The 11974-nt window shown below is 49.3% G+C and carries 9 protein-coding genes; 5 read left to right on the top strand and 4 right to left on the bottom strand.

Translation table 11 applies throughout. From position 1 onward, the window contains the following. Window positions 1-183: 183 nt before the first annotated feature. On the bottom strand, window positions 184-471 hold the full coding sequence (locus BUB30_RS09585; RefSeq protein WP_073133118.1) for an ArsR/SmtB family transcription factor: 288 nt from the start codon (window positions 469-471) through the stop codon (window positions 184-186). 196 nt (window positions 472-667) lie between these two features. Between BUB30_RS09585 and BUB30_RS09580 the strand changes: the two genes are divergently transcribed. Both BUB30_RS09580 and BUB30_RS09575 read left to right on the top strand, forming a co-directional pair. After that, window positions 668-1240 carry a hypothetical protein gene (locus tag BUB30_RS09580; protein ID WP_073133116.1) on the top strand — a complete coding sequence of 191 codons (573 nt, stop codon included), beginning with the start codon at window positions 668-670 and terminating at the stop codon, window positions 1238-1240. 278 nt (window positions 1241-1518) lie between these two features. Then, the gene (locus tag BUB30_RS09575) at window positions 1519-3933 is read left to right on the top strand and encodes an ABC transporter permease (RefSeq protein ID WP_073133114.1); all 2415 of its coding nucleotides are present in this window, start codon (window positions 1519-1521) and stop codon (window positions 3931-3933) included. Between the two features lie 563 nt (window positions 3934-4496). Here the strand turns inward: BUB30_RS09575 and BUB30_RS09570 are convergent. The 3 genes from BUB30_RS09570 to BUB30_RS09560 all read right to left on the bottom strand — a co-directional run bounded on the left by BUB30_RS09570 (window position 4497) and on the right by BUB30_RS09560 (window position 6488). After that, complete coding sequence (locus BUB30_RS09570; protein ID WP_073133112.1) at window positions 4497-5618, bottom strand: acyltransferase family protein; 1122 nt, start codon at window positions 5616-5618, stop codon at window positions 4497-4499. A 71-nt stretch (window positions 5619-5689) separates the two neighbouring features. Beyond that, complete coding sequence (locus BUB30_RS09565) at window positions 5690-6133, bottom strand: nuclear transport factor 2 family protein (RefSeq protein ID WP_073133110.1); 444 nt, start codon at window positions 6131-6133, stop codon at window positions 5690-5692. Window positions 6134-6221: 88 nt separating this feature from the next. Further along, window positions 6222-6488 carry a hypothetical protein gene (locus BUB30_RS09560; RefSeq protein WP_073133108.1) on the bottom strand — a complete coding sequence of 89 codons (267 nt, stop codon included), beginning with the start codon at window positions 6486-6488 and terminating at the stop codon, window positions 6222-6224. Between the two features lie 525 nt (window positions 6489-7013). Between BUB30_RS09560 and BUB30_RS09555 the strand changes: the two genes are divergently transcribed. The 3 genes from BUB30_RS09555 to BUB30_RS09545 all read left to right on the top strand — a co-directional run bounded on the left by BUB30_RS09555 (window position 7014) and on the right by BUB30_RS09545 (window position 11941). Next, complete coding sequence (locus BUB30_RS09555; RefSeq protein ID WP_073133106.1) at window positions 7014-8708, top strand: ArnT family glycosyltransferase; 1695 nt, start codon at window positions 7014-7016, stop codon at window positions 8706-8708. Between the two features lie 192 nt (window positions 8709-8900). Continuing rightward, window positions 8901-9149 carry a hypothetical protein gene (locus tag BUB30_RS09550; RefSeq protein ID WP_073133105.1) on the top strand — a complete coding sequence of 83 codons (249 nt, stop codon included), beginning with the start codon at window positions 8901-8903 and terminating at the stop codon, window positions 9147-9149. A gap of 428 nt (window positions 9150-9577) precedes the next feature. Next, window positions 9578-11941, top strand: coding sequence for an ABC transporter permease (locus BUB30_RS09545; protein WP_073133104.1), 2364 nt, complete (start codon window positions 9578-9580; stop codon window positions 11939-11941). The last annotated feature ends 33 nt before the right edge of the window (window positions 11942-11974 follow it).

The following is an 11974-nucleotide window of genomic DNA, read 5'->3' as shown; positions in this document are numbered from 1 at the left end:
CTCAAGCGGGAGATCACAATTGGAAGTCGCGATAAATAAAAGAACCCGGAGATCCGGGTTCGACGGTAATACAATTCCACTCCATTGGTAATCGACGGTATCATGCCTGATGCAGGCTCCATCCATTGCCGTCGGGATCCTTCACGGCGGCAAATCTTCCCCACGGCGTTTTTTCAATTTCTTCTACCGCGATCCCCCGGGCTTCCAGGTGCGCTTTCTCTTTTCCCACTCTTTCACGCCGTTGAAGCCGTCGGGATTGAGCCCGCAGAAACGCTCGCGGCCCACGTCTTCATAATGGAGAAAGCCGGCCTCGTGTAACACTTTGATGTGCTTGGAAACGGCGGGGCGGCTCACCTCAAAATGGGTGGCCAGGGTGTTGATACTTCGCTTCTCTTTGCGCATGAGCATCAGAATGACGCGCCGGTTGGGATCGGCCAACGCGTAGAAGGGGTCGGTGCTATAGGTGGGCATGGGTGCGTTCGGTTAAAATTTCTGTAAACCTGCGGATCACATGGTGAGCCCAGCATGGATGTCGCGTTTCATATCGTGTAACTTTTGAGTTACACGATAGTTGATCCGTTTTTTTTCAAGAGAGATTTCACCCAAATCGATTATCTTGGAACGCTATTAATACAAATCATCAACCCATTTGGACCAGGACTAGACGATGAGAACTGAACTTACTTATGTTGAATTAAAGTCAGGCTACAACGATAACGGTCCTGCCTGGATCGGACAGGGCCAGTATAACCGGACAGGCCTTACGCTTTATTTCAATGGCCGGGTATTTAAAAAGGGACCGGCCGGGAGCGAAGGAAACTATTTTGATTTGGAGACCGGGGAACAATACTGGATTTCGGGCGTGAAAAAAAGAGGTGGAGACAGACACTGGGCGGGTTCCGGGGCCATCGCGATCGATGAAGCTGTGGTCGAAGCCTACTTGGAGCTGAGGGGATTGATTTCGTTGCCAAAAGGATACAAGGTCGTAACACTCGACAACCTCCCGGCCAGGGAGACATCCGTCGAATATGAAAACCAAAATCGTGAAGAATTTTTTGATGAAAGCCTGCGATTCAAGGACGTTGACACGCTGACCGATGTTCAATTGGATGAACTGATCGACTATTATCAGGGCGAAGATTTGCCGTCGATACATAAAAAAGCGAGAAAGGGATATATCGACAAACTCGACATGCTGCTACAGGTCAGAGCATCCCGTCAAGCAAAGAATCCGGCATAGCGAGAGGCAGACGAGTCATCAAGCCCCCGGGGCGCTTTACAATATCGGCATTCGCCTAATACAATAGTATTGCTATAAGATCTCTTTTGGGGAAACAGCCGTAGATTGCTAAATCCAAAGAAATTTTTGGGTCTCTGATGATCGTTAGCTAATTTAGTTACAAGACGTCACAACCAGGGAAGCTGCCATATAGAAGGTTTTTGCCTGTTTCATTTCCTCTGGCTACAAGTTTCTTTTTTTTCGCGACAATCGTATCTCAACGCTAATTGACTTTGCCTATGATCGCTAGTTACATCCGCGTCGCCTTCCGGAATTTTCGTTCCCAAAAGGCATTTACAAGCTTGAATGTAGCTGGCCTCTCGTTAGGCCTGACGGCCAGTTTGCTCATCTTTCAATATGTTAAGTACGAACGGAGTTTTGATGCCTTCCATTCGCGGGCAAAGGATATCTACCGGATTCAATACAATTCCTGGAAAAACGGCCGGCTGGATTTCGAGAGCGCTGTAGCGGTGCCTGCTGTTGGCCCCGCGCTGAAGAATAATTTCCCGGAAGTGGAAGCCTTCACCCGGCTCTATCCCGTGGGCGGATTGATGACCTACCATAGTCCAACGCGGGGAACCATTTCGTTTCAGGAAGAGAAAGTGCCTTATGCCGATCCGGCGCTTTTCAAGGTGTTTGATTTTCGGTTGATCCGCGGCGATGAGAAAACGGCATTGCAGGGTCCCCGTAAAATTGTTTTGTCGGAACAGGCGGCGAGAAAATACTTTGGAGACGAAGACCCGTTGGGAAAAACCATAACCTATGCGGGAGAGGAAAATTTTGAAGTGACCGGAATCATGGCGAATGTTCCGGAGAACTCGCACATCCGGTTTGATCTCCTGCTGTCCTATCAAACGCTGAAAGAACACTACTCCGATCACTATCAAACTTCCTGGGGCTGGTACGACTTCTATACCTACGTTTTGCTAAAACCCGGCACCGACGTAAAAGCGTTGCAAGCGAAATGGGATAGCTATCTTTTGTCAGAAAGAAAAGTCGATTGGGGAGAGGGGAAACAGGAATTCATTCTAAGGCCGTTAACCGACATCCATCTTTATTCGAATTTACTTTATGAAGCAAATCCCAACGATCAGCGCGATGGCGATTCCATTCAAGCGCTGGAAACCATCGCCTTCTTCATATTGATCATTGCCGGAATTAATTATATCAACCTCACCACGGCCCGCTCCTTTAGCCGGGCGAACGAGGTGGGTGTCCGGAAGGTTATCGGCGCCCTGCGATCGCAATTGATCATCCAGTTTTATGTGGAATCCTTCCTGCTGAATCTGGTGGCGCTGGTCCTGGCGATGGCGTTGGTGGTGTTTTGCTGGCCGGCGTTTTCAAAGCTTTCCGGTTGGCAGATTCCTATGGATTTTCTCAGCAGGACCGATTTCTGGATCCAGGTCTTGGGGGTGGTGGTTGGCGGCGTGATCCTTTCAGGTTTTTATCCCGCTCTCGTCATGTCGTCCTTTAAGCCCATCGCGGTGTTGAAGGGGAAGAGTGTAAAGTCGCCGGGAGGAAATTTGTTGCGGAAAGCATTGGTGGTTTTTCAATTTGCCACCTCGGTATTTTTGATTTGTGGCGCTGTGCTCGTCTACCGGCAATTGGAATATATGAAGTCCAGCAAACTGGGTATCTCCATCGACAACACGATTGTTCTGAAAGGTCCCGGAAACGTCGACTCCCTGTATCAACAACACCTGGAGGTCTTCGGGAACGAAGTTACCCAGATACCCGGAGTAAAAAGTTTCACTTCGTCGACCAATATCCCAGGGGTGGAGATCTACTGGACGGGAGGGATCAAACGATTTGCAGAAGGACCGGCAGACTTCACCATGGTGTCTCACGTAGCGATCGACTATGACTTCATCGCGGCGTTCGGCGTGAAGATCATTGCGGGCAGAAATTTCAGCAAAGACTACCCTGGCGACGAAAAGCGGCTCCTGGTGAACAGAAAGTTGACGGAGACATTGCAATTTAAAAATCCGGCCGACGCCGTTGGCGAGAAAGTTTCCCAACAGGGAGACACGCTGGAGATCGTTGGTGTCGTCGAGGACTATCACCAGATGTCACTAAAAAGTGAATTGTTGCCCATGGCCTTTATGCTGCGGCCGGCGGCGAGATTTTATGCGATCAAAGTGGAGTCCATGGATGCGCCGCGTATTTTAACAGCCATCGAAAATCCCTGGAAAACTTCCTTCCCGGAAACACCCTTGGACTATTTCTTCCTCGATCAGTTCTACAACCGGCAATACGACAAAGACAATCGCTTCGGAAAAGTTTTCACCTTGTTCACGGGCCTCGCCATTTTCATTGCATCGCTTGGCCTTTTGGGGCTCGCATCTCATGTGACGACCGCCCGCGCGAAAGAAATCGGGATCCGCAAAGTTCTTGGATCCAGCATTGCAGGTATTGTTGTGCTGTTACTGCAAGGATTCATGATTCCGGTAGTGATTGCCTGTCTTCTGGCCTGGCCATTGAGTTGGTGGGCCACAGAAATCTGGCTCCAATCCTTCCCCTACCGGGTTTCCACAAGTCCCATGATGTTCATTATTTCGGGCGCCTCCATCACAGTGATCGCATTTCTGTGTGTATTCTATCAAACGCTAAAAGCGGCACTCCTCTCACCGGCCAAAATGTTAAAGTATGAATAGCCTGGTTGGTGTTATTCGCGCCAGCCGCCCTTGTTGGTGTTCTTCACCAACAAGGTTAGCTACCGGTCACACGCTTAGTTAGTCCTCATACGTATCACGCGTACCCAACGCCACTAAAAATACAATCAAAGAAATCCATACCCGATCCATTTTGATTCTAATACGATCCGGCCAAATCACAAAAGACTTTACCCGCCTTTGTTGGTGTTCTTTACCAACAAAGTTAGCTACCGGTCACACGCTTAATTAGTCCTCATAGGTATCACCCGTACCCAACGCAACTAAAAACACAATCAAACAAATCCATACGCGATCCATTTTGATTTTAATACGATTCAGCCAAATCACACAAGACAAAGATAGTTCTTGAGGGGAAGACCAGCGGAAGAGGTAAAATGTTGTACAGGTCGAACTCATTTTCATTAAATAAGACCCATCGCCCTCTCGCCCTTGTTGGTGTTCTTCACCAACAAGATCAGCTACGCATCACAATCTAAAGGAAGATTGCTCCGGAGGGAAGATCACAGGAGAGGAAAATATTGTACGGGTCGTATGTATTCTTATCAAATAACATCCTTCGCCACTGGGATCCTCACCAGCAACGACCCCACCGCAAAACTCACACTCACAGAAATTCCCCCCGTGATCAAAAACTTTAGCAGCGATGGCAGGTGCACATCTTTCAACAACAGCGAAACCAGCAACAACACCATAGGATGAATGATATAAACGGCATAAGCGCTTCTCGAAAATTCTTTTGTCATCGTGCCCTGTTCATTCCACCTTTGCCGGGCGATGCCCAGCCAAGCCATGATCAACGAGATGCCCAGCAGTTGTTCCCACACGGCGTTGACGAACGACTGCACCGTGAGCCCACCCAGAAAGGCATCGAGCTCGCTATGGGTGACGACTTTCAGCAAATAGATACACGGGAAGCCCACCACGATCAGCAGCAAGGCAACCCTCAACCAAAACTTGCCCTGTGGGTAGGAGACGGACGAGAGCCAGTGATGCCGGTAGGCAAGAATCCCCACGATGAACAGGGCGATATATTGTGGAAAATGAGCAAACTGAAACCCCACCGGATCGAGCGTCCAGCCGATAGGGAAAACGATGCGCACCGCGAAAGAGACGAGGCCCAGACCCAAGGCCAACAGAAAAATGGTGAGATTGCCGGGCAGGGATTTTGGTTTGTCCGCTTTGTGTGCGACGGGCGGTGAGCTTATCGCATACACCAGAGTAAAAAGCAACAACGCAGCCGTAAACCAGAGCACGCCGATATTTACCCATTCATCGCGGTCGATAAATACATCATACCAGGTGATCGGCTGATTCATCTTTAACCGGACCAGCATATAGATCATCACGGGAGTGATGACCAGCGAATAAAAAATGATCGGTATCCCCAATCGCTTCAACCGGTCCAGCAAAAAACGAGAACGGCCTTTGCGTGCATAGGACGCTGGAATGAAGTACGACGACAACAGGAAAAAGAATCCCATGAAGAATGCCTGGTTCGTGGAGACAAAGACGGTGAGCAATAGCCCCGACACCAGGCCGTCCGCGGGTTCAGAATAATACCATCCCCCCGGTCCCCCGTAGGTGATGGCAGTGTGGTGCAGGATCACCAGCACGGTTAAAGCGATGCGGATGTTATCGATAAAGGTTTCCCGGGCGTTGGTCATGGATTTATGGTCATGGACCGCCCAAGATAGGAAAGGTTGCTTTGGGATCAAGGTGGCAGCGACCGCCAGGATCAAGGTTGTTTGTCATTTGTAGGAAAACCCTGCCCATTGCCTCCAAAAAACACTTCGATGGATTTTATTTTCCCGTTGGCGAAATTAAAATACTCGACATTCCGGATCACCTTGTTCTCTTTGGTGATGACATGAACAATCGCAAAGGCCTCGCGTTCGTTGCCGGTGATTTTTGGAAACTCAAATCTTTGGATGTGTTGCGCCTGCACCCAGCATTTCTCCTTGAATTTCGCCACCGAAATATGGTCATCGGGCGCGGCGCTGGTAAACGTGAATCCATCGGCAAGCTGGGCCGACACCTGGTTCCAGTCCTTGTTGGCCCATCCGGCAAAATAATCTTTGATAATTTTCTCGTATGCTTTGTCTGGTTTGCCCGCAGTCTGAGCAACACCAATGTGGAGGCCTGCAAAAATGCAGAGCAAGGCTAGGATGAAGCGTTTCATATCGTCTTTGGTTTTGGTGGGATATAAGAGTCTTTATCCCCTAAAGACAATGACGGTTTTGAATTCCGGACATTCACCCGGTGATTTTTTAATCTTTTAAACGCGATTTATTTTTCTCATAATCCCAGCCCCCATAGCTCTTCGTCCAACCCTCGGTTTTATGCCGGTACCACAAATGTAACGCCACGGCGGGACCCAGCAGAATGAGAAATGTGATCCATAGCCAGCGGCTGCCCCAAAAGAAATATAGCACCGTCACGATCACCATATATTTCACGATCCTGAACCAGACCGGTTGGGCGTGTTTTGAAAAGGCAACTTCAAGTTCTCGTTTAAGGGCGTGTTTGAGTGGCATTTTCGTTTTGGTCAATATGGGAAGTTAGAACCGTGTTATGTGACAGGTGAGCATCCTAAATCAGGCATTCTCCAGGAAAGAAGGCGGCGTCAACGTTAATTGAGCAGCATATAAAAATAGAATTAAATTCTACAATGTTCTAGATCTTGACCCTAATAATAGCCCGTTGAAAACGAATCAGTTTTGGGGCTGGTTTCCAGCTTAGGTGTCTACTTCGTCACACCGACATCGTTTTGGTTGGGAGAATTTAACGGTGTGGCTATATATATATATCACATGAACAATGCGGGATGTAGGTGTCCATTGTAGGATCAGGGTAGTCTTTGCGATATAGATGTTCCAGAAATTTCACAAGATCGTGAACTAAACCAACGGGGTGACGTTGATAATATCTTAAAGAGTGTCAAGGCTGGTTTAGGATGACATAATTAACATCATCGTTAATATTTTCGTAACCTGCCATAATTTGAATTTCTTGAATTTTTTGTTTTTGCCCCAGGCAGCGGTTGTAGAATTCTAAGAGACATGGGTGAAGCGACGACGCGTTTTAAAACTTTTCGGTGGAAGGGAATTTCAATTCCGGAAATACTGGTTTTTGTTTTGTTGGCGGGAAGTTACTTACGCGGATTGTGGATCCCGCTGATGGACAACGATTCGGCGCACCATGCACTCATTGCCATGCGCATGGTGGAAACCGGGAACTATGCGGAGCTGATCTTCCGCGACGCGGACTACCTGGATAAGCCGCACTTTTTATTCTGGAGCCTCGCGCTGTTCTTCAAAATATTCGGCGTGTCGGCGTGGGCCTATAAGGTGCCGTCCCTTCTGTTCTCTGTCGCCGGCATTTACGCGACCTATCGGTTGGGGAAAAGCGTATTCAATGCACAGACCGGGCAGCTTGCCGCGGTGATCTTAGCGTCGTCCTATGCGTTCTTTCTGGCCAACAACGATGTTCGCATGGATGCCATCCTGACGGCGGCCATCATTTTTGCCACGTGGCAGCTGATCGAATGGATCCACACAAACCGAGTCGGGAATATGTTTATGGCAGCCACCGGGCTTGCGGTAGGCTTTGCCACAAAGGGCGCTATCGGCCTCGTGATGCCGGCCTTGGCGGGTCTGTTATACATGTATCAAGTCAATCGCTGGAGTGTGTGGACGAGGATGCGCTGGGTTGGGTTGGTCTCAACGACGGCCATCTTGTTGCTCCCGGTTTTTTACTGCATGTATCTCCAATTCGACTTGCACCCGGAAAAGGTAATACGCGAAACCACCGGTAATTCGGGCGTGCTCTTTTTATTGTTTGGACAAAGCGTAGGACGCTACAGTGGCACGGCGTGGGGAACGTTGGCACAAAACGAGCCCTTCTTTTTTGTTCACACCTTCTTGTGGGCATTTCTGCCCTGGAGCCTCGTGGCCCTGCTGGCGCTGGCGGATGCCGTGAAGGATCTTTGGAAAAGCGGTCGTGTAATAGGGAAGCGAGACGCCGTCAAACCTGCTTCGTTTTTTTTGGTCGCGACTTCTGCGATCCTATTTTTATTGATCTCCGGATCTCAATTCAAGCTGCCGCACTATCTCAATATCTTATTTCCATTTTTTGCCCTCCTGACCGGTTCATTTCTCGTCAAGCATACAGTGGCGCGCAGGAGACTGATCCGCACGCTACAATACGTCACCCTCGGCGCCTTGCTGATCGTGACTTGTTTTCTCAATGCCTATGTTTTCCCGGTAGAGGGTATGCTGGAAAAAATAAGTATCGTCGTTTTGATGATCATCTTGGCGGTGTGCATCTATCAAAGGCGGGAGCAGATCGTGCTCATTACGCTGCTGGTGACGTCGTTCTGCTATACATTGCTGAATTTTAATTTTTATCCAAAGGCCCTTGCCCTGCAAGGCGGCAGCCATCTTGCCCGCTTTGTGATGGAACAAAACATTTCCGTCGATAACTTGTTTTACCTGCAGGGTTATGGTCAGGCCAATAGTCTTGATTTTGCCTTAGGGAAGATCATCCCTGCCAAGTCGATTGATCGATTCGACCAACCGGCCTATATCGTTACGGACGAGAGCGGAAAGAGCGCCTTGCGAGGTGCGGGCCTGCATTTCGCGGAAATAAAAGCGGTACCGGATTTTAGGGTGTCGGCGTTGAGTAAAGACTGGATAATACCAAAAAACAGAAATGCTTTTCAGGGTAAATTATACTTGCTTTTTTTGAAGCGCTAGTTCATTTAAAGAGGCGCACAATTATTTTGATTATCAAAAAAAGATGATGCGGACGAAAAATTTTAATCTGGAAAAAACCGTGAAATCAACCTGAAATCAACGACTACCCTAGTTCAATATTAAGTTTATGTTAAGTCAGGTAACATTTAATTAATATAAAATATCTTTGTATAAGCATAAAAAAACCAACCCATGGACAAAACAAAAAAAGCCGAAATAAAGGAATCCGTAAATAAGGCTTTATCACAGGTGCTCGAGCATCTGAAGATCTCTCAACCTTCCAAAAAAACAACGAAGGCCATCACGAAGGCCTCCAAGGTGCTGAAGAAGGAGCTGAAGGACATCCTGAAAAAGAATGACCGGAAGGCTGCCAAGCTCGTGAAAGCACCGAAGGTGAAAAAAGAAAAAGGGCTGACCAAAGTCATGAAGCACGCAGTATGAAATTTCTGGGAGCACCTTTTTTCGAAACGTCATTAACCTGAACGGCGAAACTTCCTGAACGGGTGAAGGCTGCAACAAGGCCTTCACCCGGAGGGGAAGTAGCTCATCCAACCACTCCTCCTATTTTTTTTCTGCCACCGGACACCTGACCGCGATGTCCACTCCTGGCACTAAGCGGGCAATTTCAATTTGTCCGGCGATCCGTTAAATAAATCCCTGAATAATTTCCTAAATTCAATGCACGACGCTGGCCTTCGCGTGCATCAGAAACCTGTTGGTATACTTGTGATTTCTTGTCGATGCATTTTGGTGTCGTGTGTTGTTGGCATTCCTGGCCTCGCGATTGGAACCACTCCCGTATTTTTCATCGGGTTGTCTCACATCGTTTTGAGTGTCTCCAAACTAAGACCCTTAAATAAACGCACGATATGTTTAGAAATTACCTGAAAGTTGCCTGGAGAAATATCCTCCGCGACAAAGTGTATTCCGGTATCAACATCGGCGGCCTGGCGATCGGCATGGTCGTGGCCGGCCTCATCGGTCTTTGGATCTACGATGAATTGACGATGAACCGGCAGCATGCAAACTATGATCGTCTCGCGCAAGTCATGCAGCATGCTTCCATGGATGGAACGATCGTTACGTTCTCCTCCCTGCCGATGCCAACCTCAGCCGCGATCCGCGATGCCTACGGAGAAGATTTTGAGAGCGTCGCTTCCACGTGGGTTTGCGAGCGCACGGTTGCCTATAAAGAAAAAGTGCTCCTCCAAACCGGATGCTTTGCCGAAGCTCCGTTCCCTGGAATGATCACGCTCGACATGCTCCGTGGCACCACCACCGGTCTGAACGATCCGTCAGCAATTTTCCTCAGTGAGTCGCTGGCCACTTCACTTTTTGGCGCGGCCGACCCGATCGGGCAAACCGTGCAACTCGACTACGCCAATACACAACAGGTGAGAGGGATCTACAAAGACCTGCCGGCCAACTCAAGCTTCAGCGGACTGGCTTTTATCGCGCCCATAAAATTGTTATTTGCCAACGGACAAAATACAGACAACTGGTATAGCAGCTCCTTTCATATTTTTGCGCAGCTTACGGCAAAAGGCGACTTCAGGAAGTCGTCGGAGAAAATAAAGAACATTCTCTATGCGCATACCGCCGACGCCACGAAGCCGGTTCTTTTTCTCAACCCGATGAGCCGGTGGCATTTGTATGAATTCAGAAATGGCATAAGCGTCAACGGTCGTATGAAATTTGTCTGGCTCTTTGGTACCATCGGGGGCTTTGTGCTTCTGCTGGCCTGTATCAATTTTATGAACCTGAGCACAGCCCGCTCCGAGAAGCGTGCAAAGGAAGTCGGCATCCGGAAAGCGATCGGCTCTTTAAAGCAACAACTCGTGGGTCAATTTTTATGCGAGTCGTTTCTGGTCGTCAGCATCGCTGCCGTGCTTGCCATGTTTTTTGCAACCCTTTCTTTGCCGGTCTTCAATGAATTCTCCGGAAAGAAAATGAATATCCCCTGGACACAACCTGAACTCGGGATGGTGGTCGCGGGATTTATTTTTGTCATCGGCCTGTTGGCCGGAAGCTACCCGGCATTTTATCTCTCTTCGTTCCGACCCATCCGTGCGTTGAAGGGAAGTTTGAAAGCAGGTCGTTTTGCTTCCGTTCCTCGCCAGGTGATGGTGGTCGTGCAGTTCACGGTGTCGGTGGTGCTCGTCATCGGCACGCTCGTGGTATATGATCAAATCCAATTTGCCAAGAACCGGCCCGTGGGTTATAGTCGCGAAGGATTAGTAACGATCAACCAGCTCACGAGCGAGATCCGCCAACACTATGAAGCTTTCCGCGGGGAATTGCTGGCGACAAACGCCGTGACGGGCGTCGCGATGGCCTCGACACCCACAACCAGTATCAACTCCTCAGCCGACAACCTGGATTGGGCTGGTAAAGATCCAAACACCCAATCCCTCTTCGGAACCATCGGCATCGACCAGGACTACGGCGACGTGGTCGATTGGAAAGTGATCGCCGGCCGGAATTTCTCCCGCGAACTGTCGTCGGACTCGCAAGCCTTTATCTTCAATAAAGCGGCCATTCTGCAGATGGGATTGAAAGAACCTGTCGGTGAAACCATCAAATGGCACGGGAAAGAATGGCATGTCATCGGCGTGGTGGACGACATGGTGATGACCTCGCCTTTTGGTACGGCCATGCCCACGGTCTTCATGATCGATAGCCGCCAAAGGCCATACAACGTGATGAACTTAAGGCTGGATCCCGATGCAACGACCGGCGAGGCCATGGCAAAAATTGAAGCCGTCTTCAAAAAATATTCACCAGCCGCGCCGTTCGACTACCGGTTTGCCGACCAGGAATACGGGCTGAAGTTTGCGGCAGAAGAGCGAATTGGAAGACTGGCATCGGTCTTCGCCGCGCTCGCGATCACCATCAGTTGCCTGGGCTTGTTTGGACTGGCTTCGTTTATCACAGAGCGGCGCACCAAGGAGATCGGTATCCGCAAAGTGCTGGGCGCCACCGTGGGGCAACTTTGGCAAATGCTCTCCAGGGATTTTATGGTGCTCGTGATCATTTCCTGTTTCATCGCCGTGCCCGTTGCCTGGAGGCTTATGGATCAATGGCTTCAGGCCTATGACTACAAGACCGTGATTTCGTGGCAGGTCTTTCTCGTTGCCATCGCCACAGCGGTTGGGGTGACGTTGGTGACCATCAGCTACCAGGTTGTAAAGGCAGCCCTTGCCGACCCGGTGAATAGCCTTCGTTCGGAGTGAGGGTGTCGATGAATTCATTTTAAACCGCAGAGC

The organism is Chryseolinea serpens, from assembly GCF_900129725.1.
GTDB lineage: Bacteria > Bacteroidota > Bacteroidia > Cytophagales > Cyclobacteriaceae > Chryseolinea > Chryseolinea serpens.
This window is presented reverse-complemented; position numbering and strand designations above follow the sequence as displayed.

Excerpts from the sequence above, each read along its gene's own strand:
- BUB30_RS09585 (WP_073133118.1), bottom strand. The coding sequence starts at position 471 with ATGCCCACCTATAGCACCGACCCCTTCTACGCGTTGGCCGATCCCAAC.
- BUB30_RS09580 (WP_073133116.1), top strand. The coding sequence starts at position 668 with ATGAGAACTGAACTTACTTATGTTGAATTAAAGTCAGGCTACAACGAT.
- BUB30_RS09575 (WP_073133114.1), top strand. The coding sequence starts at position 1,519 with ATGATCGCTAGTTACATCCGCGTCGCCTTCCGGAATTTTCGTTCCCAA.
- BUB30_RS09570 (WP_073133112.1), bottom strand. The coding sequence starts at position 5,618 with ATGACCAACGCCCGGGAAACCTTTATCGATAACATCCGCATCGCTTTA.
- BUB30_RS09565 (WP_073133110.1), bottom strand. The coding sequence starts at position 6,133 with ATGAAACGCTTCATCCTAGCCTTGCTCTGCATTTTTGCAGGCCTCCAC.
- BUB30_RS09560 (WP_073133108.1), bottom strand. The coding sequence starts at position 6,488 with ATGCCACTCAAACACGCCCTTAAACGAGAACTTGAAGTTGCCTTTTCA.
- BUB30_RS09555 (WP_073133106.1), top strand. The coding sequence starts at position 7,014 with ATGGGTGAAGCGACGACGCGTTTTAAAACTTTTCGGTGGAAGGGAATT.
- BUB30_RS09550 (WP_073133105.1), top strand. The coding sequence starts at position 8,901 with ATGGACAAAACAAAAAAAGCCGAAATAAAGGAATCCGTAAATAAGGCT.
- BUB30_RS09545 (WP_073133104.1), top strand. The coding sequence starts at position 9,578 with ATGTTTAGAAATTACCTGAAAGTTGCCTGGAGAAATATCCTCCGCGAC.